Below are 24305 nucleotides of genomic sequence, written 5' to 3'. Positions count from 1 at the left end.
AAATTGTCCAAGGAAATTAAAGCCGCTTGAATCGAAGGATTTAAGTGGCTTTTTGTTTTTAGTCATCTTACATGGCATTTGATTGGGTAACTGGAATACCTTATTTTCTTAGAGTGCACCATTAAATGCGAAAATGTTGCAGTAAATTAGTATCTTTTGATCATAGAATTTACTAATCATTGTTTACTATAAATATATACAGGCTATGATATCACGTAACTGAACAGCTGTAAAACAGAAATTATCCCTCAATTATTCCTCAATAAACACCCCATGATTACGAAACACCAATACCTGGACAGGTATCCTATTTCCCCTGAAAGTACTTCATTAATACTTGGGACAATTCATCCGCATGACGTCAGAAACTTTCAAATTCCTTTTTTCTACGGCAACAGGAATAGTATCTGGAACTTGCTCAGTGATGCGTTTCCAAACTCATTGCAAAAGCCGATTACATTAGGCGGCGTGATATCTTTCTTAAACGATAGAAAGATTGCCGTGACTAATACTGTCAGACAATGCCGCCGTGTAAATCCAACTGCTTTAGATCAGGACCTTATTCCAGAGATATTGCATCATGAAATCAGAGTGCAGATTGCACAGTCAAAAATTGACCGTATTCTTTGTACCAGCTCATTTGGAAAAAATAACGCGTTCAGGTTGTTTTATTCTGATATTCTTGGCCAGAAAATAACACCTGCCGTACGAACGAATAGGGAAGTGCTTTTGAGCCCATCAATATTTGGTAAGCCTGTGCTATTAAAAGCCTTGTATTCCCCTTCCGGTTCATCTAACGTTTCCTTGTCGAGGCATCCACTTTATCTGAACAAAAGGAATAAATATGTAGGGTCGGCCAGGCCTGTATATGATTTTAAAGTAGACTACTATCGTCAACAATTTTCAATGTAAAAAATCATTAAAAGTGAGGACAGCTGATACATTAAAAGCAACCCCAAAAGTAACAATTGTTTTGGACAATAGCGATCACGCAAAAGAATTCGACTATGCGAACCTTGTGCATCAGAGTGAGTTTGAAGCCATAATCAAATTCATAAGTAAGGCATTGAAATTGGCGGAGAAGGATATGGGAAGTGATGCTAATCATAAGCACAATACTATAACGCTGTTGGGATCCAGGGGTAGTGGTAAGACATCATTCCTGCTTAGTATTGCAAATTGGATTAAGGATAACGAAAAAAAGGATAAAGGCATAGACATCGACCCATCATCTATTCAAGTTTTAGATATAATTGATCCCACACTAATAGAAGAAAAAGGTCATGTCTTTTTAAATATTATATCAATGATCGCTGATCTGGTGGAAAGAAAGCTGGCAAAAGATGAATGCAGCTCCAGGAATGAATCTATGCCAGTAATCAGCAGAAAAGAATGGCGTTCTTCCCTAAATAAGCTGGCAGCTGGTTTGCCTTCTATTGATGGTATTGGCAGCCATTATGGTGATAGCTGGCAGGATGCAGAGTTTGTCATGGATAATGGATTGAAAGCTGTTGCAGCTTCGCAGAAGCTTTCGAACAATTTTAACGATTTTCTTAAGAAATCGCTGGATATCATTGGGCGCAAAGCATTCGTGCTAATATTTGATGATATTGATGTGGATACCTCTAAAGGGTGGGTGGTGTTGGAAACCATCCGGAAATATTTCACTGGCCCACGCTTGATTACAATAATAAGTGGTGATCTGGAATTGTATACCACCGTTGTCCGTCAGAACAAGTGGCAAAACTTTGGCGCGGAGATATTAAAATATGAAGGCATCCATGCTGGTACTCCGGATGGCTTAAATGAGAAGCGAAAGTTGGTAACAAAATTGACCGCGCAGTACATGCTAAAGATAATGCAACCGCAGTATAGAATACACTTGAGTTCATTATTGAGCAAGATAATAGATGAAAAGCTAGACATCGAGGTGGTGCTTCGACAAACTGAAAAGACTATCAATTTGGAGAGCCTTTATGTGGAAATATTGTCGGAATACGGGATTCGAAACAAGGTTCAGGTAGAGGTTTTTACAACCTTTATGTTAAGCCAGCCTCTCCGTTCCCAAATTCAATTTTTACTCCTGGTCAAATATGCTGATAATAAGCTGGCTCCCTTTAAAAATGCAGAAATTACGGCCGTTTTTCTATCTGATTTGCTGGAGCAAAAAATTGAAGTTGCGGTTGGAGAAAATACTGCCAAATATTTGATAGCTGTTGTATTAAAATTTCTATTGAGCAAGCGGTATTTAGATGGCCTGTATCAATTGCTGCCAACTACTACAGACGATAGCTTAAATGCCTCTTTGTTTTCCTTGAACTTGCTTTTGTCCAATACTATTAAAAACAATTATCGTTTTTTGATTTTTGAATATTTAATCAAGGTTGGATACTTAAGAAACTTGGTTCCTATTCTGCCGTACCGTGATGATAATGTTCTGGATGATAAATTAAAACCAAATCTTGATGATTTATGTGATCGCGCAGGCTTATTAAACGATGGTATATTGCGAAATGTGACAGGAAAAATACAGGCGTATCTGTATAGCACGCTCGAGTTAGATGGAGCTGTTAGTGATATTACACCACATTTTATTCAACTGAAGGCGCTAAAATATCGTGCAAATAAACCTTTTAAGGATCGCATTGATGGAGTCTTTTCACAACCAAAGGTTAGCAATGCGGAGAGGATTCTAGGTTACATGCCGTGTTTTTCCAGTACATATGGTTATAAAAATGAATCGAGGATAGGATACTCATTTTATCTGCTTCTTGCCTCCATCGGTGAAATTGTTAAAGAATACGAAACTGTTTATTTCGATCCTGAAAATTATAAAGTCGATTTGTTAAAACTTCTCTTAACTGAACTTTCTCAATTAAGAAGCTATCCTATGGTGGGATTTGTTAGAAGGCAAGTTGATTTAAGTCAGGGAAATGTAATTGAACCGGTCAGAAATTTAAAAGGAAAATCTGAAGACAACTCGGATACGCTGCTCGCCGAAGCCATACTAAAATGGTTGAAATCGAATAGGACCATCGCAGTGGCGAGCCATTTGCTTGGAAAAACAATTACCAGATTTTTCTATGCGATGAGTTCTATTGCAGAGACGGGAGCCAGGAATCTGACATTAGATGTACTTTTTCATAGACAAACAGTCGCATTTATGAATGCTGTATTGATAGAGGATGCAAGGGAGAATTTGAAAGAAATATCTACAGATTTGAATATTAATAATACCAGAACCGAGGATAGTATCTTTGTTAGTAATTTAAGGACAATTATAACAATAAAAGAAACTTCTGAATTCGAAAAATTGAAGTTTTCCAGATGGATATTGGCTTGCCCACTGCTCTTGCCATTTTTAACTATAACTAAGGGCGGCGAATTAGAATCAGCGCTTAATGAATTCCTTTCAAATGAAGAAAGTAGAGAAAAAGCCGTTCTGTATACAACTGGATTATCGATGGCTCATCTATTAGCTGATGTCGCTATTCGTTCTCATCAGAGCATCGATGACGAGGGCTCCTTTAAAACAGTACAGGGTTCCATTGCACTATTGGACAATCCAGACCAATTAGTTGAAATTCTAAAGAGCAATAATATCCCTTACGAATGGTTTGCAACAACAGACAGTGTAACGAATAGGAGAGGATACAATACTTTGATAGAGAGGTACATTTCGTCAGTTTTTCCGCGTAGTCCTCGTAATGGTGCCCGAATTACCAAATTCAGAAAATATCTCGCGGAAAACAACATCAAGTGGTGACCATGCAGCAACTAATATTTTTTCTATCCGACAACGAATCTCTTGCTCATTATAGTAACTGTAAATTTGTTTCATTTTCGGACGTCAAAAGAAGATTGTTCTTAAAAGCAAGAGAGCAGAACCGATCAATGCCGGATTCCTATTTTCTCTTAGCTCAGGAGGAAACTTTCCGAAATGTTGCATCTATCTCGGGAATAATGACCAGAGGCTTGAGAGAGCTCGCAGATGGATATCTGGAGTTTTCGGAACAAAGAGTGTATGTCAAGAGTAATAGACAAACAGATTGGCAGGAGTTGATTACCTATATACCTCCTTTGTTTCTCCAATGTGTATTCCTCCAAGACAAAGTTAGCGTCGATCGGAGTGAAGCCTCCTCCGTGGTTACACTGGTGAAAAGGATCTTGCTACCAAATACAAGATACACAGCTATTCCTAGCGCAAGAATTCCACAATTGGATTATTATTTGCAGCAGCAACAAGGGTTACATGATTTACATATGCATCTAAATGGAGCTTTGGAAACAGATCAAGTATGGCAGGACTATCTCTTTTCTCCGAACAAGATTTATAAAGATCTGATGAGTGCTTTTGCGGATACGAAAGTAAAGGAACAATTAGAACAGGAATCACATTTGTTGGATCCGGATAGTTTCATATCGCTACTTAGAACAGCCCAACGTCTAAGGAATTACTTTTTTGACTTTTTATTTCCCAATGTGCCAAAGCTTACAGAGGACGATGTATTTCGGAACAGACATGTTCTGCTATATCAAATGGTGCACAAGCACGCTGATTACCCAGGAGGCTATAAGCACCCCTTCTCAGTTCTATTAGGTGGTGATGGGAATGCAAGCCTGATGACATTGGAAGCATTGATGTACATTCTGTTGCTAAAAGAATTGGAGAAGGTAGAGAACGAAACGTTGGCAGGGCTCTTTCATTTTTATCTCCTGATACTTGGTTTAACAAACAGGCTATTGGTTCAACAGACTCATCAGAATGGATTTGATCAGTTTCAGAAGCATACACTTAATGGACTTCGTGAGCATAGTGAGCGCACATATAGACGACGTTATTACCAGATGCACGGCAACGATCTGAGACATCTATCTTTCCTGGAAGGACGATTTTCTCCCAAAAAAACCGAAGCAGACCTGATTGCCTTTATCGATTCTATATGGCAGGGATGGGAATTTATGTGCAAGAAAATTGTGGTAGGGAAAGAGGAAGGAGAGGCAAATGCAAATTCCGTCCCAAAATTAAGACTGATAGCCCATTTCATTAAGAGGCGGGATAAGAAGCCGAACGACTTTGTGCGTCACAAAGAATTGAGATATGATCTATGGCAAAGGGGGAAAGTGCTTGGGTTATTGCTGAGTAAACATGCCAGATACCGAGAACGGGTTACCGCTGTTGATGCCGCCGCCAATGAATTCGACGCAGCGCCAGAAGTATTTGCACCTGTATTTCGGCTCATGCGCCGATTTGGTGTGATGCATTTTACCTACCATGCCGGTGAAGATTTTTATCATATTCCCGGTGGGCTTCGAGCTATTTATGAGGCAATTGTGTTTTGCGACTTAAGAAATGGCGACCGTATCGGACATGCTACCGCGGCTGGCCTGTCTGTTGTCCAATGGAAGCAGGTAGTTGGTGATAAAATAGTGATTCGCCAGGGTGAGTATCTCGATGATCTGATTTTTACTTATCATTTGATTATTGTTAGTAAGATAGAGTCATTGCATAGTGTGATTCCATTTATTGTAAACAAAATTCAGGATCTGAGCTTTGATATCTACGGAGATTATTACCCGGTTTCAGTGTTGGAGAATGCTTGGCTAATGCGCCAATGTTGTCCCATTCATACACTGGAATTAGAACGAGAGAATGCCGAATTGAAAAATGTTTTTAATGATGAGGAGTGGAGATTTCCTGTGACATCAAAATTCGTGGAGAAAAGAAAAGACATAGCTAAGAATAAAGCATGGGATCTTTATCGGCGATATCATGACGCGAATTACAGAAAGGATTATGACAAGACAATTGAGGTGAATCCATTTGAAATGCTGAATTCAGAGCAGATTACACGACTGCAATTGGCTCTCCTGCATGAAATGAATCAACGAGAGATTGTAATAGAGACATTGCCAACTAGTAATGTACGTATTGGATTTCACCGGAGTTTTCGCTCCTATCATCTTTATAACTGGGTGAAATGGAGAGAAGAGGGTGCGAGTATTCCTCCGATTGTTGTGGGGTCTGATGATACAGGTATTTTTGCCACAAATATTTATAATGAGTATGCCAATATTTACAGTACACTACTAAAGCATAATCAAATGCCTCATGACAAAGTTATGGCAGTAATCAAGAAACTTGATGAAGATAGCCGTACCTATAGATTTGAATAGAATTGCCTATTAGATGCTCACTATTTGGGACTATTTCATTGAGTTTACAACAATATCTCAAAAACTGTGTAAATCATAAAAATTGTGGGTTGGCTTTACCACAATATCTACTTTATAAAATATATCAGGCTTAACGCTGCTTATTTCTGTAGCATCGTTAGGCTGTATGTCGTTCTCAGGCTTCATTTAAATACTATTTACATTATTCGCACATTTTGCACAGATTACATGCCACCCTGCAATTTAGGAAATGTATGACACATCGTTTAAACCGGATAAAATATGACTCACGGAAAATGGCACCAGTCGAAGCCCACACACTCCTGCGATAAAATTTCACCTATAAATATTATCCTCATTCCCTCAAAACTATCTAGCTTTTATTTTCCATTTTTATGAAAACTGAATGACTATCTTTGTAAAGATGGTATTAAAAATCCTCCATCCCAACAACTCAAAATAACTGAACCAATATCAACCCGGACCTTTGTTAAAAAGCCCATTTACTCATTAACATACTTTCTCATGCACCACTAACAATGATGCCTGCATAGGGCGCTAATACCTTCTTGCGTTTATCCGTTTTTTATTACTCACTTAACCTTTAATGTATGAAAATCTCTAATGCCCTTGTGACCCTTACCCTTGTAGCAGCATTTATGACAAGCAGCTGCCGTAAAGATCTGGCGACAGATCCAAATCCACAGCAAAATGCCCAGGTCCTCAACTCCGAAATTAAAGACGGAAAGAAAACTATTACCCTCAGTATCGGGGACAACTTCACAAAAGGCGCCGGCACTCAGGACGACGCGGCTGTTTACAACCATCCGGATTGGGTTAATCGCAACTTCAGCTCCGAAACCGATTTCCTCGCCCTGTCCTGGACTTTCCAGGGTACGCCAGGTACTGCGCGGCAGTTCTTCAGATTTAATGGTCTCAGCACCATCCCTGCAGGCACGACGATCGTATCTGCCACACTGACGCTAACCGGTGTGACCACTAGCGCGGCCGCTCCACAAGGCAACTCCTACTATCCAGGTTCGCCGTACAATTCTTCCGGCACTAACCCTGCCTGGATCAAACGTGTAACCGGCTCCTGGACTGCAACTTCCATTACCTGGAATAACCAGCCTACGACCACTACCACCAATCAGGTAGCGATTCCGGCTTCTACTTCCCAGTGGAATTACAGTGTAACCCTTAACGTTACCTCACTGGTACAGGACATCGTCAACAGTGGACAGAACAACGGCCTTAGCATGCAACTGCAGACAGAAGCTTACTATCGCAGCCTTATCTTCACTGGTCCTCGTAATACCAATATCGCCGGCCGTCCGAAACTGGTGATCACCTACGAGATCTAGAAAATATTACCGGGGATGCTATCAGCGTATATTGATCAAACCAGTATACCCATTCTCTTTTATTCATTGCAGTGATATAAACGCAAAAAGAAGGCTGCCTCAGGAATATTTCCTGAAGCAGCCTTTAATACCTTTCTTTCATCAATTATCCCACCATACCAGCAAAAACACGATACTGAAATATCCCCAAATGAACGAAAATAATATATGCATAGCCGTTTCAAAACGTTTTCCCTTCCATAACGCTGACGAATACACAAAAAACTGAAAAAACAAACGACAAAACCAGAAAACAAAAAACCCCAACGCCAGCAAATGCCCTAACCTGGTATGCAATATGTCTTCTGCGGCATTGATACAACAAAGCCCCATCAGGAATATCATCAATCCAATAAAGAAAGTATGTACATACATCACCTGCCTGCTTAACAGGCTCACCTGCGAAAACTCTTTCTTCCAGTTAAAATACCTCGGGAAAAAAACATGCAACAACGATAGCAGCAACAGGATATAGCCAGTGATTTTAAGATGTAGTTCCATTTTTACAAAGTATAAAGGCTGATAAGAAAGGAGTAACCTTGCGTTCTTCTTCGACGCTTAATCCCGCCAAAGTAAACACCTCCTTCCAGGTGCGCGCGGAAAAAAAATGAAAGAATCCAATATTATAGGCCATGAAATTGAACGGATCTCTCAGGTGCTCGAGCACTATCAATCGGCCGTCCTCCGGCAAGGCATCACATAACTGTTCAAAGAATATTTTGCGTTCCCGGCCATCCCTGATTTCATGCGCGGCCATAAACAGAAAGATAATATCTGTCGATGCATGGGACAGCGGGACCGCCGAGGTATTGACTACTTCCGTACCCGGATAAGGAGGATATATCCTTCTCGCCCGCTCAATAGACACTTCGGTATGCTTTGCCGGATCATAAAAGTCAAAAACGCGGAGCTGCGCATCCGGATACTTGTGCGCAAGAAGATGACTTGTTTCGTCAAAACCGGCATTGATATTAACGATCCGCCCGTTGGTGCGGACATTTAACCCATCCAGCCAACGCAACTGATATAACCGGGAAACATCATAGATATACCATGAAACGCCCAAAGACAGCACGGAGCTGGCGATCAGCAGCCATAATAACAACTGTACAGGTACAAGGTGACGGAAAAACAAACCTGTTATCAATAACCCCATCGATAGCAGATAAAAATGCCAGTTGAACCGGACAATATTCATAACACCCTGAAATGGCTTCCGCTTTATCCCTTCCATATATCAACTTTACCTTTTTTCCAGTAATAAGGAATATGTTGAATCAAAAAGGCGTTGGCCAGCACCGCATCCCGCCACTCCGGCCGGTCCATGAAGCCAACCTTTGCACTAACTACCGCAATTGGTTTCGGTGTCCAGTTTTCCCGTACCCCTTCAATGATCAATACTTCATTTGACACATCACTACAGGTAAATGTAAACGGCAACGGACCAGCGAACCGGCGCGCCTCTTTCCAGTTATTAAAAGGCGAACCGGCAGGAAGTCCTGCTTCCGGGTTTCCCAGGTCCACTACAATATCGACACCGGATTTATCAGACTTCACGCGGATAATATTCTCTTCACTCTTCACATCGATATCTGTCGTGGTATAGTTGTAATGCGTAAACAGGTTGCCCATGAACGCCATCCTCTTTTTATCTGTCTCCGATTTTAGAATATACAAGCCACGCCATTTTTTTCCCTGGCTATTGGTATATCGTACAAAAACACGATAACCTGCTAACACAAAATCATGCCCCATAAAACCTGGAAACCCTTTCGGACGCAAACGACGCGTTTTTACAACCGCCACGGCTACAAACGCCCATTGATCATCGAACAGGTCAAGGTCAAGCTTTGCCGGCACCATTGGTCGTACCATCGCCATAGGAACAGCGTAAGTCAGCACCAAAGAGCTTTCAAAATATGCTTCCACCGCAAATGGGTGGTTCTTCAGGAAAGTTAACATCATCCAACTATTTTGGTACGATAAAAGCCAAACTGGTCCCAGTAAATCATTAAGCAAAAAAAGATGGCTACAATCAAATTCATTCTTCCAAACAACAGCAGATCAGGTGCCACTAAAAATTCTATGACGTTCATCGTAAGCACCAGAAAAATCTGTACGACAGCGCACCAGCGTGATTTTATGGCCGACAGCACCCATACCGCCATTAGCCCTTCCAGCCACCCGATGGTAAGTGTTAACAATCTGGCATAGTCATTACCAAGGATACGGGCCACAATCTGTTGATGCCGGGGGACACCGTTATAAACTTTACAATACAAGCCGTTAATTATCCAGACAGCCACTATGGCAATATTCACAATCTTATGAATTCTTTCTTTCATCCCATAGGATTATTGTTCTAAGATAGGCGAAATATGGCTAAATTATAAAGGGCTGGACTTCTGTCCAACCCTTGCCATTATACAACTTTTAAACTATCCTTTTATTGTTATTTAAACTCGAGCGTAAAAGAATGGTACTTCGCGTTCGGAGGAGTGCCTATACTATAGATACGCATCGCGAGTGGAGTCTCTAACTGGCCAAACGGCACATACCTGGTCCAAAAATTATTGGAAGATCCATCTTCAGTTATTTTAAAGTCAGCATTTGCAAACTGATTATTCAGATAGGGTGGGATATAACCTATTGTCACCGGGTTATTTTTAAGTTCGGCGGATACAATTAGCACCACTTCATGATTACTCTCAAATGTCTGGCGCCAGTTAGGACCTTTTGTGCCCCACTCTCCTCCCCAGGTACCTGAGGCAAAGAGAATCTGATTTCCCTGATTATTAAGCGTAACATAATGCTCTCCCCGGATACCGCCGCCAAAGCAGGTCACCTGACGCATTATACCCAGCCAGTTTCTGTGTTCTGCCCGGAAATAAACAGTGCAGAAACCTCTGTTTTGCCCATTCAACAAAAAGTTATAAATCTTCACCTGTGCATATGCTTTGGCTTCGGGGCCATCTTCCATGGGTCCTCCGCTTAAAATGCCGCCCTCTCCCATTCTTAGCTGATTCACAACACCATGTCCACCATAAGCGATCAATGCGGACTGATCTCTTGCAAGAAGGTCCTTCTTTTCCCTCGTCCATATAACGTTACCACCGCTGGATTTTCTGGCGTTTGCACTACCACCGGACACAGTGGAAGCAGTAACCTGGTCACGGCTATACTGCAGAACCTGGTCATTTATCTGTACCAGGCCATCTGCATTTACGATCCCGGCCTCAAGAATACCCCTACAGTTAATCTCGTAGGACGTACCGGCATTATTCCACACAGCCACTTTGTTGTACTTGTTCTTCACAGCAAAAAAGCCGTCCTTGTTTTGTACAGCTTCCATTTTGTCCAACTCCTGGTTGAACTGATTATAGATTGATCTCAGGGAAGTAAATCCCATTTTCTTCTCCCAATCCGCCCTTTCTTCGGGAGACATAGCATTAACTGCCAGCATTGTCTGGACAAAGGCCTGATCATTGGAGAAGTGCAGTACACCGTCTACTACTTTGACCGGGCTGTCTTTAACTACAGGTTCACTGTCATTGATGCCTGCGTCCTTCTTACAGGAGAGAAAAACAAACATCATTAGTAAACCCATGCGCATCATTAAATTGATTTTCATAAACAATAAGTGGGTTGAGGGTGAAATAATAACGGTGGAAATAAGGGCCTGTCATTCAACGGACATCCATACATTTGGCAGGTCAGGTCATCAAACACAATAGTTGTCCATTCAGGATGAAGCATGGCTTTCAATCGGGTTTCATGGTAATTTGATTATCCCTTTTCATAAAAGGGAAACTAAAAGCTACAGTCCATTAAATAAAGGATCAACAAACATTTAGTGCTACAAAACTAGCCAACATCAATATTCTCAAATAGTACAAAAACGACATTTCGAGCAACAAAAACCGTCAAAACAGCATCATTGCAAATTTTTTGCTAAATTAGAAATAATGTCCAACTACTTTTTAGTTCCCTCAAATTGTTCAACCTGTGCAAAACCCGACTGCCAATAACTTTCACACATACATTTCCGGTATTCCAATTTTATATGCTGAACAACCGCTCCATGGCACTGCCTTCCGGCTAAAGACAGGAGAGGACAATTACTGTAATCCATTTTTTTATGAAGAAGAACACATTTCCCAAAAAACTGCAGCTGGCAAAAGTAAAAATCGCCGATCTCAATGCCATCCAACCCAAGCAGAAAAATTTCATCTGTGAAACATCGTATGCCGAGACCACCTGCCGTGGCTGCTACGAAACTATTATTTGCCTGTAACAGATAAGACCAGACCTGACTTATCTTCTGTCTCACATGCTGAACAACCGCTCCATGGCATTGCTCCGCAGCTAAAGACAGGAGCGGACGCGTATTTAATGAATTCACTATTTTATGAAAAAGAAAATCGCTCCTAAAAAGCTGAACCTGGCGAAAGTAAAAATCGCTGAACTGACTATCAATCAGGCAAAACAAAAAGAGTTCATCTGTATGACATCATTCGCTGAAACCACATGCCGTGGCTGCGTTGAAACTATTCTCTGCGTTTAACAGATACCCTGACTGTATCCAAACATGTAGGGCTGGCTCAAATGAGCCGGCCTTTTTTCATTTCCGCTGAAATATTTTTTAACAACAAAAAACGTCAGGGTTTCTGCAATGGAAAAATTTCTGCTAAATTAGAAAGAATCAATTCCCTCAAAATGCATTAATCTATGCTCCCAGCAACCCACCCGCACACATTTTCCTTCTATACATATCAATCACATTCCGGCCTCTTATGCTGAACATCCGCTCCAGGGCATTGCCTCCCGGCTAAAGACAGGAGAGGACCATTTATTTAATGTAAATCCGCATTTATGAAAAAGAACACATTTCCCAAAAAGCTGCAGCTGGCAAAAGTAAAAATCGCTGATCTGAATGCTGCGCCTCCGAAACAAGGCTTTATTTGCCTGACCTCCTTCGATCAGACCACTTGTCCCGGCTGCCGTCGGACAGTAGATAACTGCACGCTGTAAGGAAAAAGACAACCATATCGAAGGCCGTGAACTTCGGTATGGTTGGTCCTTTCAGGTATCCTACAGACTTACTGCCTGCTTAACAGTTCCGTTGGCGTATAGCCAAACTGTTTTTTAAAAGCAAAAGAAAAATGAGACAGGTTCTCAAAACCCACTTCATAGCAAACATCAACCGGCCTGGCATGCTTCTCCACAAAATGATAATGCGCAAGTTCCAGCCTTTTTTGTGTCAGCCATCGTTGAGGTGTCACCTGATATGCCTTCTGAAAATCCCGTTTAAATGTTGTCAGGCTACGACCAGTGAGATAACCAAATTTTTCCAGCGGGAGGTTGAACATAAAATTCTTCTCCATAAAACTGGTTAACTCTATCTTTCCCGGTTCTTCAAAATTCGCCAGGATATTGTCAATCCCCTTGTCAATCGCCCTGAGAATGCTTATAGCTTCTGTAATCTTTAATGATGCTATATCAGGTGGCAGTTCCTTCATATCAAAATACGGGACCAAAGATGCCAAACAACTTTCCAGTAAAGGATGATTGTTGTAGCAGAAAATTTTCTGCGCCGCAGGCACCTGGGGTTTTAAATCCAGTTTTGCATAATACTCTCTGAGCCTGGCGGAGGAAAGATGCATCACCACCGTTTTGTGCGGCAGCCCGTTTTTAGGGTAATTGATAATTGTCGCCAGTTGATGACGGGGAATTAGAAAGATATCTCCCTGCTTAAAAATATAGGTAGCTTCTGCCTGTACAATCTTCGTTTCTCCGGAAATGAACCACACCAGCATATGCTGGTCAAACATAATGTCTGACTTAAAAAAACTGTCCTCATAGCAGGAGAGCTTTATATCTTCCGTAATATATTGGGCTGTATATTTCATTGTCTGAAAAGAAAATCGCCTGTGTAAAAATAATCAGAATCGCGCAACTTCTTCACCTCGAAATAACAATTTGATTCTGTTGCTGTTAGATCGCCTGCCCGCCGTCAACCAGGAAATTTGAACCAGTGATAAAAGCTGCCTTGTCGCTTAATAAATAAGTAATAAGGTCCGCTACCTCAGATGGCTGGCCGAAACGTCCCATAGGAATGCTGTTCACCATCTGAGCTTCCATATCATTGTTCAACCCGATTTTCTGCATGATCTCCGTAGCAACAGGGCCCGGACTGACCGCATTTACCCGGATCTTCCGGGATGCCAGTTCAAGCGCCGCGATCTTCACCACCGCGTTAATGGCAGCCTTGCTGGCTGCATACACCGACGCGCCTGGCGGAGAAATGATGGCGGAAGTGGAGGATAATAACACCACAGATGCGCCATCATTAAGAATGGGAGCAAACCTGCTGAGCGTAAAATAGGCGCCCTTAAAATTCACATTCATCATTTCATCAAACAGCTCTTCTGTCATTGATTCGATAGACGCCAGTTTGGTAATCCCCGCATTGATGAGTAATAAATCTATTCTACCGTATTGAGCAGCAACTTCCGCGACCAGCTTTTCGATCGCCGGGAGACTGGATTGATCGGCAACAAATCCATTCACATTTAATGCAGATGCAGCCTGTGCCACGGCATCTTTTCTTCTGCCGGTAATAATAACCCTGGCGCCACTTTCCTGCATTTGCTTTGCAGTAGCATATCCAATACCGCTGTTACCTCCTGTTATGAGCACTGTTTTATCTTTAAACATGATCTCTGTTTTTATTGAATGTTAAAGGTGATACCCGTCATCTCTTCGCTCAATGTCCATAACCGCTTCGCATTGGCTTCATCCAGTGAATACGATTTTACATTTGCCAATGCCGCCACGTCCCCGTCTTCGCAATACACACCGCCAATGTTGTTTAGCAACGGACTGGTAGCGCACCATACCGTAGTAGCGGCGCCCTGTGGTATCGTCTTTAAAGAAGCCGCCACTTCGGGCAGCAGGTTTCCTTCCGCATCGCAAAAGCCCATCTTTTGAAACAGTTCCAACGGTGCTTCACGGCCCAATTCCGTACCACCGATAGAACCCGGATTGACAGCGTATACCCTGACCTTTGACGCTTTGGCGCGGTTGTCCATTTCCAGGGAAAACAGGTTCACAGCTGTCTTGGACTGCCCATATCCCAGCAGTGTTTCATATTCCCTGTGTAGGAAATTAGGGTCGTCAAAATCGAAATCACCAAACTGATGACCGCCGGAAGACAGGTTTACTACCCTCGCACCACCGGCTTTTTGCAATGCCGGCCATAACCTTGCGGTCAGCTGAAACAGTGACAGGTAATTGGTCACCAGCTGGGACTCAAAACCCCTGCCGTCCCGGCGCAGCGGCACCCACATTATGCCTGCATTATTGATCAGCAGGTGTAAAGGCCTTCCGGAGGCGAGAAATGCGGCAGCAAAAGCGTCTACAGTATCTGGTTGGATAAGGTCCATGGCAGCCACTTCCACATTGGCAATACCCTGTAAATTTTTCCTCGCCTTCTCCGTATCGCGGGCAGGCACAATAACTGTCGCCCCGGCGGCGGCAAGCGTTTTGGTGGTCTCCAGGCCAATACCGGTATTACCTCCTGTCACAATGGCGATTTTGCCTTTAAGATCGATGCCCCTGATGACTTCATTTGTAGTGGATTTCGCGTTGAATCCTGAGTCCAGCGGGTTTTGCAATGTTCCCTGATAATTTGTGTGTTCCATGTGTTATTGTTTTTGTTGAAACAAAAGTAGAACACCCTGAACCCACCGGCTTTGTTCAAACGTCCGAATTTGCTTTGTTTAAAAGTCCGTCATATCAGCAAAAAAAGGCTGCCCCTTTCGGAGCAGCCCCACCCTTTCAATTGCAAGCATCATCACTTAAGCACAATCTTTCTGATAGCCCTGTTGTTAGGATCAGAGATATAAATACTTCCTTCTTTATCAATGGCTATATCTGCGATAAGCCCCATCTTCGCCTGGTCCAGGCTGCCATCTGCATAACCTCTCGACAGTTTCACAGCGGTGCTGACCTGGCCGGTAGACAGTTCCAGCTTACGCAACGCATAGTTGTGCGCGTCCGCGATCAGCAGGTTTTGTTCGTTGTCCATCAGCAATGAGCTGATAGTACCGCCAAACAGGGCAGAAGATGCCGGCCCGTCCTGGTAGCCGCTGGATGAGCCCACCCATGTGAGCTTCGCGCTGTTAAGCTCCCGCCAGTAGAAAGTAGGTTCATATTTGTCTCCTACTATAAACAGGTCGTTATTGCTGCTGATGGCGGTCCGTATATCCTCTGCTGTGCGCGGGAATACGTTCTCCGACACATTATCAGGATATAACCGGAAAACACCTTTGTAGAGCTGCGTATAATAGAGATTGCCTTTTTTATCTCTCGTCAGCGAACCAATATCATTGGGCAAACCACTTTTCACGGTAGTCACATCGCCCTGCGGCGTAATCTTACGGATCGTACCGCCACCGGCGCCTACTTCCGACACATATATGTTGTTGTTGTCATCCAGCACCAAACCGTAAATAGATCCAAAGCGGGCATTTCTGCCGTTACCGTTAACATAGCCGTTTGAGTTAGGCTCGCCCGCAAAGATGGACACATCACCGGCAGGCGTCACTTTGGATATATAGTTTTCACGGGTATTGGACACAAACACATTTCCCTGATTGTCCACAACAAGGGCGCCGATAAAGGAACCCATCTGGTTGCTGACGGTGGCCATACCGGCACGGTTGAACGTAGTTGGGCTTTCCGCTACCAACGCCGCTCTCCGCACTTTTACAGGACCTGTGGTCAGGTTGGCCGGTGTCATTACTTCCAGCGTTGTTTCCGTTGCGCTGAGTATCTGCGCCACTACGCCATTGAAAGTCACTTCGTTTTCTGCCGGGTTCACGCTGAAGCCGGTGCCCGTGATCACCACCTTGACGCCAGCCAGTCCATTGGACGGCTCGAGCTTCTGGATACCGAGGCTCTGTTCTGTAAATTCAGGTCCCTTCACCGGCTGGTCATTCACGCTGAGCAGCACCGGCCCTTTGCCCATGCCGAGCGGTAATATCACCGTAAGACGGACCGCCGTGGCCGATTTGACAACTGCGCGTATATTATTGATCGTTACTACGTTCTCATCTGCCACCGTGCTAAAGTCCTTACCATCGATGATCATTTCAGCACCGGCGGGACCACTGAGTGGGCTTACCAGCCGGATAACAGGAGGCGGCACTACCGTAAAGGCCGGACCGACAATCTTCTGTCCGTTGATGGTCACTGCCAACGGGCCGCTGGTCACGCCTTCCGGCACAATGGCTACCAGCTTGTCACCTGCTACCTCGGCCACTTCTGCCACCGTACCGTTGAAATCCACCACATTGTTGGCAGCAAGCGCCGCAAAACCTTCACCCTTGATGGTCACACGGGTGCCCTTTCCACCGGAGGCCGGTTTAATACCGCTGACCGCCTGGAACTGGAAAGGCTGACCAACAGACACCATGCCATCCACTTTCACCGTTACCGGGCCGCTGCCTACGCCATCCGGCACAGTAGCCACCAGCGTAGTATCGCTGGCACTTACCACGGTAGCGCTTTTCCCATTGATCAATACTTCCGCTGGTGATTTCAGGCTGCTGAAGCCAGCTCCGATGATACGTATCTGCGTACCTGCGGGACCGTTAGGCGGATATATTTTCTGTACGCTTAATTTCTGATAGGTATATTCCCCGACAGTCAGCGATTTGGTCCCGTTGGAAAGCGTGATGGCGCCGCTTTGCCCTTTCTCAGGAGCACGCACCACCACTACCGAGTCAGTAGTGCTCAGCAGCTCTGCCTCGGTGCCATTGAAAGCCACACTGGCTTTCCCATCCAGGAAACCGGTACCGGTAATGGTGATCAGCGTACCGGCAGCGCCGCTGTTAGGATAATAGCTCTTCACCTCAAACGGGACCACGATGGCTGTCTTGTCTTTTTTGCAGGCTTGTATAACGCCCATCAGGCATAACAGTAGTCCCGCAAATAAATATGTTGTAAGCTTTTGCATATATGCTGTCGTTTAAAAAGTGTAACGCAGTCCCAGCTGTACCTGGTAACGGGAACCGAAATAGTCAATGGAATAAGGCGTACCCGGATCAGAGAAGGTATACACCGGCATACCGCCCTTGTTTTGTTCCGGAGGGAATAACGCCGGTGTTAAACCAACGCTGGCAGTGGAGTTAAAGGTATTGGGTGAAAAATAGCTCACACCCCAGTTACGGTTCAGCAGGTTGGTCAGGTTCACCACATCCGCAGTAAAAGTGATGAAGTGTGTTTTCAGTTTACGCAGATGGAACTCCTGTGCGAAGTGAAGGTCTGCCTGCACATTCCATGGCGTACGCCCCATGTTTCTTTCGGTGAAATTGCCTCTTCTGCTGCTCAGGTATTTGTTGCCGTCAATGAAGCGGTTAAAGGCTTCCGCCTGTTCGGCAGCAGTTACCTGCTGACCGTTGCTGGTATAGTCCTTAAAGAACTGTACAGCATCTGTTGCCTGTGGAATATAAGCCAGGCTTACCTGTTGAGGCAATCCCTGCACACTGTTATTTACCACACCGTAGGTAAACGGACTACCAGACTGCGCGCTGAAGAAAAGGCTGATAGTGCTTACCCAGGTAGCATTCCAGGCTTTGCGGTAACTGCTGTTCACCACAAAACGGTGACGAATATCGAAGTTGGAATAAGCCAGCGGCGCATTGTTGGGGCTTAATGCCTGGTTCAACTGCCAGTTGGATTCCATGGAGTTACGGATGCCATTGAATGCATCTTTACTTTGTCCATAGGTATAAGCGCCAGACAGGAACAACCCGCTGGTGAAAGTTTTGCTGGCAGTGCCGGTGATGCTGAAGCGAAAACCTTTATTGGTATTGCTCAACATATATGCGTTGGAAAAATGCGGATCGATGCTACCGGAATAGACAGGTTGCTGACGCTCTTTATCGTAAGGATAATACTTCGGATTATCGGTCACATTTACCTGTTGAAAAAACACCTCTTTGATGCTTTTGGTCACCATGCCTTCCACGCCAAACTTCCACTGGCTGGCAGTAGTGCGGTCAATAGCAATGCTGGCACGCAGGATCTTCGGCATCACAAAATCATTATCAATCAGATCGACCTGTGTTTTGCCGGCGTTGCGCTCGTTGATCACGGTGCCATTCTTTTCGATAAAATCAGCGATACCGTTCTTACCAGGCTTGATGGCGTCGCTGCCGGGCGCAAACGGCTTCTGATCAGCTTTCTGGTCGAAGGAACCGTAGTTCACGCCGTTGTTGTAGTAGGCGTAAGCCAGCCATGCGAAAGGAATACGGCCGGTAAACATCCCTATGCCGCCACGTACGATCAGGCTTTGATCACCGAGCCAGTCATAACGGAAACCCAAACGGGGAGAGATCTGCACTTTTCCGAAATACCTGTTTTGTATACGTTTCAGTGGCGTGTAGTGGTAGCTGGTACCGAAGTAAGGATCAGCGATGGCATTGGTTACTTTATCGCTCAGTTCAGGTTTGGTTGGCAGATCGGTGTAGTCAGCACGCAGACCGGGCGTGACGGTCAGTTTGTCTGTTACGTGGATAGCATCCTGAATGTACACACTGTAAAGGTTTACATTAAACACCGCTCCCGGGTTGTTCAGGATATAATCGCGGCTGTTGTTGGTGTAGTTATAACTTCCTCTTACACGGTACGGCACATTGCGCAGGTAATCATCGATGCTCAGATAGTCCACACGGCCATTCCAGGAGTTTACAAAACCATAGTCGATATGATACTGCTCATTGTGCGTGCCCATCAGTACAGTGTGTTTGCCTTTGCTCCAGGTGAGGTTATCAGTGATCTCGATGGTGCGTTGTTTCATATTGAAGACAGACGCCTCCCTGTCAGTGCCCAGATAGATGGTAGTACCCGGTGTGCGGCCCATGATCTGTACCTGTGGCAGGGTTGGATCACTGAGCGGATCGCGGTAGTCGTGTACAGTGCTGTAACCGGCAACGAAGCTGTTGGACCAGGAGTTATTGAACCGGCTTTTCAGTTCCGCTACCGTGCTGCTTTGATTGTTCGTTTGTTTAAAGGCCATGCTGCTGAAACGGAAATCCTGCTGGTCGCGGTCCATGTTAATGGCGCTGGAAGTGATGGTATTATTGCGGATGGACAGCTGGTGTTTGTCGTTGATGTTCCAGTCTATGCGGTTAAAGAATTTATTGGACTCGGAAGAGGAATTGTACAATCCCGCGGTACCAGGGTCGAAGATATCACCATAGCGTTTGATGGTCGCCTGGCGGATATCGTCGGCATCTTTCTCAGTGAGGATGCGGGCCGTTTCTTCCTTACCGGCCAGAAGCTGCGCAGGATCTGTTCTGCGGGTGATTTCTTCATTGGTAAAAAAGAACAGTTTGTTTTTGATGATAGGGAACCCAAGGCGGATACCTGCCTGATAGTCTTTAAAGTCACCGTTCATTTTATCCCCGTTGCCGATTTTGTTTTTGCCGATCATGGCGGCGGTACGGCCAAAGGCATATACTGAGCCGGTGAGGGTATTGGTACCGCTGCGGGTAACGGCGTTCACGCTGCCTCCGGTGAAGTTGCCGATCTTTACGTCGAAGGGAGCAAGATATACCTGCATATCTTCGATCGCATCCAGGGAAACGGGGTTGGTACGGGTGCTGCTGCCAGGCTGGCCGGAAGTACCGCTTTGTCCGCCCATGGATGGACTGAAGCCTATCGCATCGTTGTTGATAGCGCCGTCGATGGTCACGTTATTGTAGCGGAAGTTGGAACCGCCGAAGCTGTTGTCTTTGCTGCCTTGTGGCACCATGCGGGTGATATCCTGAATACTGCGGCTCACCGTAGGCATATTGTTGATCTGGCTGCGGTTGATGTTCTGACCGGCACCGTAATTGTTGGCTTTAGGCCCTGTTTTCGCGCCTTTCACCACTACTTCGGAAAGTTGTTTACGGTCGTCGTTCAGCACTACATTCAGTTGCTGCGGTTCTCCCAGCCGTACGGTGACGTTCTGGTATCGCTGTGGCGACATGCCCATCATGGTAACAGTAACGGTATAGGGACCGCCGATGCGCATGCCCAACAGATGATAGCGCCCGACGGGATCGGAGATGGCGGGATAGCGCGTGCCGGAAGGCTCATGCACGGCGATGATAGTGGCGCCGGGCAAGGCTTGTCCCTGTCCGTCCTGCACTTTTCCGGAGAGGCCGCCGGAGGTCTCCTGTGCCATGGTGGTAGCGGATACCAGCAGGAGCAGCAGGAAAGAATATATCGATATAAGTAAATTTTTTGTGTTCATCACTTTTGATTGTAAACTGGTTACCGTGTTATTTTCAATACCTGACCGATGACATGCATTACACCGTTACCGGTAATAATATTCTGTTTAATCAGTGGTACAGGAGCCTGGTTGCCCGGTCCCTGCAGGGTGATGCCGTTGTACAGGCCCGGGGCCTGCGGATCGGGTACCAATCGTATGTTCACGTTATTATCATCGAGCATGGTTTGTGTGGTGGCAGCAGATTTGCCGGTGCTCAGGATATAATCGTATACAAAACGGCGGTCGGCCGCAATGTGATAACGCACCAAAGCGGCCATCACCGCCGGATCAGCGGCCTCAATCTGTTCCAGCGTGCTATAACCATAGGCTTGCATGGCAGCGTTATTGGCAGCGTACACGGTATAGGGACCTTTGCCTTTCAGCAAAGCGGATAAACCAGAACGTTGTAAGGCATGGGTGAACAGGCTCAGGCTGGGATCAGCGGAAACAGCTTCTCCCAGTGTTTCATACAGATAGGGTTCCAATACCCGGTCAATCACCTGGAGGGTGCCATTGCTGGCTTTCATGCCAGTGGCCAGCACACGGCTGCCGTTGACGGTCAGTATGGTGTCATTGTCTTTTATCCAGCGGGTAACATACAACCTGCCGCCGTTATACGTGCGTATTTCCTGGTTGAACAGGTAGGGCATTTTATTCAGATCATAGTTACCATTGAGAATATGATAACCCGTCATTTTCACCATAAACGGCAGACTGGCAGACGCCACGTCAATTGGTTTGGGATACCCTGCGTTGGTAAAGGCCCCGTCAGACGGTGACAGCACAGTCAACGGGCCGGTACTGGTCAGTACATCGTTCATGCTGCTACGGTCTACCGCCGCCTTGAACTTGCTGAGGTTGAAGTTATCCATCACCACTTCCAGCAGGCGGTCGTTCCCTTTTTGCGGACCGTTATCGTCGTCTTTCTTACAGGCTCCTGCCATAAGTAAAGACAACCCGATCATCACCAGACGGCCGGAAAAATATTTACCGGATAATATTGTTGTGTTCATTGTTGTCATCATTAATCTTTTTATTTCACCTTGAAATTATCCGGTATAAAAAGCCGGTCAACGATATGCAACGGTCCTTCCAGGGTATTGATATCCGCCGTGGTAACTGTAGCGGCCGGCGTTTTAGCTCCTCTTACCTTTACCTTGATGGTATTACCTTCACGGATAAACGCTAATGGCATCGGTGCAGGCTTCAGGTCCGGCTTCGATACGCTGATGGTGTAGTTGCTGAGCAACATTTCATCCAGGTCATTGGAATAAAATACGGTAGGCTTGAAAACAGGTGATTCTCCCGTTGACGTTTTGGGCGCCAACAGTCTTCCCCAGTTATGATAATCCAGCACACTATCGGTAGGGAGCAGGCCTGTCATGCCATAGAAGGGATCAAAGACAAATTCGGGTGTAAAGCGGCTGTTTATTTCCTGGAGCTGTTCCACCGTAAAGATGCCTGCCTGATGAAATGCGTCATCGGTAGGAGCGAAATAGGAGTTAAAAATCACGTTGTTGTCCCATTCACCCGCCGTCAGGAACAGGCCAGACCAACGCTCAAATGAGCCCATGGCCACCTCAAACCAGGCATCGTTGTTCAGCTGATTTATGGCTACCAGTAAAGAAAACCGGGGATCACCCTGCAGTATGTCCAGTACATGCTGTTCCGGTTTCTGCAGGAAACGGTTCACCGGCCAAACGATTCCATTCTTTACCACTACCGGTTTCTGGTTCCCACACAGCTTTCCGTTGATGATCAGCTGGCTGTCTTTTGCCATGGCTACGTAGTGCCGGTAAGTATAAGGTACCGTAAAGGATACGGCACTTCCAGCGCGGTTAATCCTTTCCACTAAATCTGTTCTGGAGAGCAGCGTCGTCCGGTGATAACTTAATTGCCCCGGCTGTACGCTCATGGGCTCCATTTTGTCGCGCAGCATATGGTATTTCACCACTTCCAGCAGTGATTCAGGGCTACGTTTATTGATCTCCGTTTCATCCAGCCCGGCAGCCTTCATGGCTGCATCATCTACCACCAGCAGGGTGACGGACGCTTTGCTGCCCATCGCTTCCAGTTCTTTTTGCATGCTGCTGCGTTGCCAGGCAGCGTAAAAAAGCTTATAGGGAGATGATTTCAGATAAGTCTGAAGATCGTTGCTGATGCTGTCTTTATAGGGAACGGCCGTGCCTTCCGGTTCCGGCATGAACATTTCTTTCCGGCAACCGGTCTGCACCAGCGAAGTACCCAGTAGCACCCCACATATCGCTATCCCGCTTATGATGTTGTATATTTTATTTTTCATGTTGATTTTCATTAACTGTTTTACCACTGCTTATTTCCTGACAGCATCTGCCGGCTTCGCCAACAAACCATCCAGCTGATGGACAACACCATTGTCCGCGCTGTAATCCATAACACCTCTGCGTTGTACTGTCACGACACCAACGGGAAGCGTGTTCCTGTCAAGCCGCAGGGAAACCACGTAACTAGCCTTCCGGACACCGTTTTCCAGTCCATCACTAACATATATCTCCCGTTGATAGGGATCATCATAGAGTTTCAACAGTATATAGTTGGCGCTGTTCATCATATAAAACGCCCGGAAATCGGAAAAGAAATAATGCTGGTTATACAGGATGTAACACCCGAACAGGCGGCCTATAAAAATCTTCTCAGGGTCCAGCGTGGCGATGTACTGTTCATCCAGCCCTTGCGCTTTCAGCGCATCGTTGGTAGGCGCCAGGATAGTCCAGGGCCCCGCTTCCTTCAGCTGGTCCCATAAACCGAAACGTTTCAGGGCGCCAACAAACAGGCTGTATTCTTCATGCTGTGACAGTATTTCCTGCACAGTGCCCGGTGTATATTTGATCACCTGTTGTAACACATGCAACGTTCCGTTTGTCAGCACGACATTCTTCAGCTCTGTGAAACAACCGTGGAAATAAAGATCGTTCCGGTCGTTGGGAAAATTTCTGGTGGCCATGGTCACCAGTATCTCCTTTCCGGCCAGTGTTTTAAAACGTACATCCACTGAATTGTCTGCGAGATCGGTTTCTTGTAGCCTGCGTGGCAGTACATGCATCTGGACCATCAGTTTCACTTTTTCCACCGGCATTTTAGCCCAGTCATTCACGCTCATGATCCCCATTTCATTAAAGGCCCTGTTGGTAGGCGCCAGTATGGTAAATGGGCCGGGGCCGTTCAGTTCTGCGGTCATGCCCGCCCGTTCAACAGCAGCATAAAAAATACTCAGGTCATAGTTGTTCTTCAGAAAATCAGCAGCAGGACGGTAATTCTTCAACTCCTGGTCAAACTCCAGTTTGTCATGTTTACAGGCCGTAAACACCATGAGGAGTGCCGCTATTAAGGTGGTAATGGAATGTCTCATAACAAAT

At 45.3% G+C, this 24305-nt stretch carries 20 protein-coding genes; 7 read left to right on the top strand and 13 right to left on the bottom strand.

Annotated features, from left to right (window positions below):
- Positions 1-273 precede the first annotated feature (273 nt).
- From ACTJJS_RS18900 to ACTJJS_RS18885, 4 genes are all read left to right on the top strand, one after another.
- Positions 274-912 (top strand): hypothetical protein, encoded by a 639-nt coding sequence (locus tag ACTJJS_RS18900; protein ID WP_440664854.1) that lies wholly within the window; start codon positions 274-276, stop codon positions 910-912.
- A gap of 13 nt (positions 913-925) precedes the next feature.
- Entirely contained in the window at positions 926-3766 is a 2841-nt protein-coding gene (locus ACTJJS_RS18895; RefSeq protein WP_440664853.1) for a P-loop NTPase fold protein, read from the top strand.
- Positions 3767-3768: 2 nt separating this feature from the next.
- Positions 3769-6177, top strand: coding sequence for a hypothetical protein (locus ACTJJS_RS18890; RefSeq protein ID WP_440664852.1), 2409 nt, complete (start codon positions 3769-3771; stop codon positions 6175-6177).
- A gap of 611 nt (positions 6178-6788) precedes the next feature.
- Positions 6789-7541: a DNRLRE domain-containing protein gene (locus tag ACTJJS_RS18885; RefSeq protein WP_168870136.1), complete on the top strand. Its 753-nt coding sequence runs from the start codon at positions 6789-6791 to the stop codon at positions 7539-7541.
- A gap of 141 nt (positions 7542-7682) precedes the next feature.
- Here ACTJJS_RS18885 and ACTJJS_RS18880 read toward each other — a convergent pair whose 3' ends face one another.
- The 5 genes from ACTJJS_RS18880 to ACTJJS_RS18860 form a co-directional block, all read right to left on the bottom strand.
- A complete protein-coding gene (locus ACTJJS_RS18880; protein ID WP_440664851.1) occupies positions 7683-8081 on the bottom strand; it encodes a hypothetical protein in 399 nt (132 codons plus the stop codon).
- A complete protein-coding gene (locus tag ACTJJS_RS18875; RefSeq protein ID WP_440664850.1) occupies positions 8065-8814 on the bottom strand; it encodes a methyltransferase in 750 nt (249 codons plus the stop codon). Before ACTJJS_RS18875 ends, ACTJJS_RS18880 begins: the two co-directional genes overlap by 17 nt.
- Positions 8802-9545, bottom strand: coding sequence for a DUF2071 domain-containing protein (locus ACTJJS_RS18870; protein ID WP_440664849.1), 744 nt, complete (start codon positions 9543-9545; stop codon positions 8802-8804). Before ACTJJS_RS18870 ends, ACTJJS_RS18875 begins: the two co-directional genes overlap by 13 nt.
- Complete coding sequence (locus ACTJJS_RS18865) at positions 9542-9925, bottom strand: DoxX-like family protein (RefSeq protein WP_440664848.1); 384 nt, start codon at positions 9923-9925, stop codon at positions 9542-9544. The genes ACTJJS_RS18870 and ACTJJS_RS18865 overlap by 4 nt, the downstream gene beginning before the upstream one ends.
- Positions 9926-10032: 107 nt before the next feature.
- Positions 10033-11211 (bottom strand): DUF4848 domain-containing protein, encoded by a 1179-nt coding sequence (locus tag ACTJJS_RS18860; protein WP_440664847.1) that lies wholly within the window; start codon positions 11209-11211, stop codon positions 10033-10035.
- Between the two features lie 507 nt (positions 11212-11718).
- Between ACTJJS_RS18860 and ACTJJS_RS18855 the strand changes: the two genes are divergently transcribed.
- From ACTJJS_RS18855 to ACTJJS_RS18845, 3 genes are all read left to right on the top strand, one after another.
- Complete coding sequence (locus tag ACTJJS_RS18855) at positions 11719-11874, top strand: class I lanthipeptide (RefSeq protein WP_168870142.1); 156 nt, start codon at positions 11719-11721, stop codon at positions 11872-11874.
- Positions 11875-11988: 114 nt separating this feature from the next.
- Positions 11989-12144 (top strand): hypothetical protein, encoded by a 156-nt coding sequence (locus tag ACTJJS_RS18850; protein WP_168870143.1) that lies wholly within the window; start codon positions 11989-11991, stop codon positions 12142-12144.
- A 308-nt stretch (positions 12145-12452) separates the two neighbouring features.
- Positions 12453-12611, top strand: coding sequence for a class I lanthipeptide (locus ACTJJS_RS18845; protein WP_168870144.1), 159 nt, complete (start codon positions 12453-12455; stop codon positions 12609-12611).
- Positions 12612-12679: 68 nt separating this feature from the next.
- Here ACTJJS_RS18845 and ACTJJS_RS18840 read toward each other — a convergent pair whose 3' ends face one another.
- The 8 genes from ACTJJS_RS18840 to ACTJJS_RS18805 all read right to left on the bottom strand — a co-directional run bounded on the left by ACTJJS_RS18840 (position 12680) and on the right by ACTJJS_RS18805 (position 24298).
- Positions 12680-13489, bottom strand: coding sequence for a helix-turn-helix domain-containing protein (locus tag ACTJJS_RS18840; protein ID WP_440664846.1), 810 nt, complete (start codon positions 13487-13489; stop codon positions 12680-12682).
- A gap of 85 nt (positions 13490-13574) precedes the next feature.
- Positions 13575-14297 (bottom strand): SDR family oxidoreductase, encoded by a 723-nt coding sequence (locus tag ACTJJS_RS18835; RefSeq protein ID WP_343745478.1) that lies wholly within the window; start codon positions 14295-14297, stop codon positions 13575-13577.
- 11 nt (positions 14298-14308) lie between these two features.
- Entirely contained in the window at positions 14309-15283 is a 975-nt protein-coding gene (locus tag ACTJJS_RS18830) for an SDR family NAD(P)-dependent oxidoreductase (RefSeq protein WP_440664845.1), read from the bottom strand.
- 152 nt (positions 15284-15435) lie between these two features.
- On the bottom strand, positions 15436-17601 hold the full coding sequence (locus ACTJJS_RS18825) for an IPT/TIG domain-containing protein (protein WP_440664844.1): 2166 nt from the start codon (positions 17599-17601) through the stop codon (positions 15436-15438).
- Between the two features lie 12 nt (positions 17602-17613).
- Positions 17614-20889, bottom strand: coding sequence for a TonB-dependent receptor (locus ACTJJS_RS18820; protein ID WP_440664843.1), 3276 nt, complete (start codon positions 20887-20889; stop codon positions 17614-17616).
- Between the two features lie 20 nt (positions 20890-20909).
- Complete coding sequence (locus tag ACTJJS_RS18815) at positions 20910-21923, bottom strand: fasciclin domain-containing protein (protein ID WP_440664842.1); 1014 nt, start codon at positions 21921-21923, stop codon at positions 20910-20912.
- Between the two features lie 20 nt (positions 21924-21943).
- Entirely contained in the window at positions 21944-23212 is a 1269-nt protein-coding gene (locus ACTJJS_RS18810) for a fasciclin domain-containing protein (protein WP_440664841.1), read from the bottom strand.
- 30 nt (positions 23213-23242) lie between these two features.
- Positions 23243-24298 (bottom strand): fasciclin domain-containing protein, encoded by a 1056-nt coding sequence (locus ACTJJS_RS18805; protein ID WP_440664840.1) that lies wholly within the window; start codon positions 24296-24298, stop codon positions 23243-23245.
- Between the last annotated feature and the right edge of the window lie 7 nt (positions 24299-24305).

The sequence above is a fragment of the Chitinophaga sp. 22308 genome (assembly GCF_052045305.1).
Taxonomy (GTDB): Bacteria; Bacteroidota; Bacteroidia; order Chitinophagales; family Chitinophagaceae; genus Chitinophaga; species Chitinophaga varians_A.
The sequence above is the reverse complement of the archived record's forward strand: the minus strand, read 5'-3'. Positions and strand labels throughout refer to the sequence as shown.

Excerpts from the sequence above, each read along its gene's own strand:
- ACTJJS_RS18900 (WP_440664854.1), top strand. The coding sequence starts at position 274 with ATGATTACGAAACACCAATACCTGGACAGGTATCCTATTTCCCCTGAA.
- ACTJJS_RS18890 (WP_440664852.1), top strand. The coding sequence starts at position 3,769 with ATGCAGCAACTAATATTTTTTCTATCCGACAACGAATCTCTTGCTCAT.
- ACTJJS_RS18885 (WP_168870136.1), top strand. The coding sequence starts at position 6,789 with ATGAAAATCTCTAATGCCCTTGTGACCCTTACCCTTGTAGCAGCATTT.
- ACTJJS_RS18880 (WP_440664851.1), bottom strand. The coding sequence starts at position 8,081 with ATGGAACTACATCTTAAAATCACTGGCTATATCCTGTTGCTGCTATCG.
- ACTJJS_RS18875 (WP_440664850.1), bottom strand. The coding sequence starts at position 8,814 with ATGGAAGGGATAAAGCGGAAGCCATTTCAGGGTGTTATGAATATTGTC.
- ACTJJS_RS18870 (WP_440664849.1), bottom strand. The coding sequence starts at position 9,545 with ATGATGTTAACTTTCCTGAAGAACCACCCATTTGCGGTGGAAGCATAT.
- ACTJJS_RS18865 (WP_440664848.1), bottom strand. The coding sequence starts at position 9,925 with ATGAAAGAAAGAATTCATAAGATTGTGAATATTGCCATAGTGGCTGTC.
- ACTJJS_RS18860 (WP_440664847.1), bottom strand. The coding sequence starts at position 11,211 with ATGAAAATCAATTTAATGATGCGCATGGGTTTACTAATGATGTTTGTT.
- ACTJJS_RS18855 (WP_168870142.1), top strand. The coding sequence starts at position 11,719 with ATGAAGAAGAACACATTTCCCAAAAAACTGCAGCTGGCAAAAGTAAAA.
- ACTJJS_RS18850 (WP_168870143.1), top strand. The coding sequence starts at position 11,989 with ATGAAAAAGAAAATCGCTCCTAAAAAGCTGAACCTGGCGAAAGTAAAA.
- ACTJJS_RS18845 (WP_168870144.1), top strand. The coding sequence starts at position 12,453 with ATGAAAAAGAACACATTTCCCAAAAAGCTGCAGCTGGCAAAAGTAAAA.
- ACTJJS_RS18840 (WP_440664846.1), bottom strand. The coding sequence starts at position 13,489 with ATGAAATATACAGCCCAATATATTACGGAAGATATAAAGCTCTCCTGC.
- ACTJJS_RS18835 (WP_343745478.1), bottom strand. The coding sequence starts at position 14,297 with ATGTTTAAAGATAAAACAGTGCTCATAACAGGAGGTAACAGCGGTATT.
- ACTJJS_RS18830 (WP_440664845.1), bottom strand. The coding sequence starts at position 15,283 with ATGGAACACACAAATTATCAGGGAACATTGCAAAACCCGCTGGACTCA.
- ACTJJS_RS18825 (WP_440664844.1), bottom strand. The coding sequence starts at position 17,601 with ATGCAAAAGCTTACAACATATTTATTTGCGGGACTACTGTTATGCCTG.
- ACTJJS_RS18820 (WP_440664843.1), bottom strand. The coding sequence starts at position 20,889 with ATGAACACAAAAAATTTACTTATATCGATATATTCTTTCCTGCTGCTC.
- ACTJJS_RS18815 (WP_440664842.1), bottom strand. The coding sequence starts at position 21,923 with ATGAACACAACAATATTATCCGGTAAATATTTTTCCGGCCGTCTGGTG.
- ACTJJS_RS18810 (WP_440664841.1), bottom strand. The coding sequence starts at position 23,212 with ATGAAAAATAAAATATACAACATCATAAGCGGGATAGCGATATGTGGG.
- ACTJJS_RS18805 (WP_440664840.1), bottom strand. The coding sequence starts at position 24,298 with ATGAGACATTCCATTACCACCTTAATAGCGGCACTCCTCATGGTGTTT.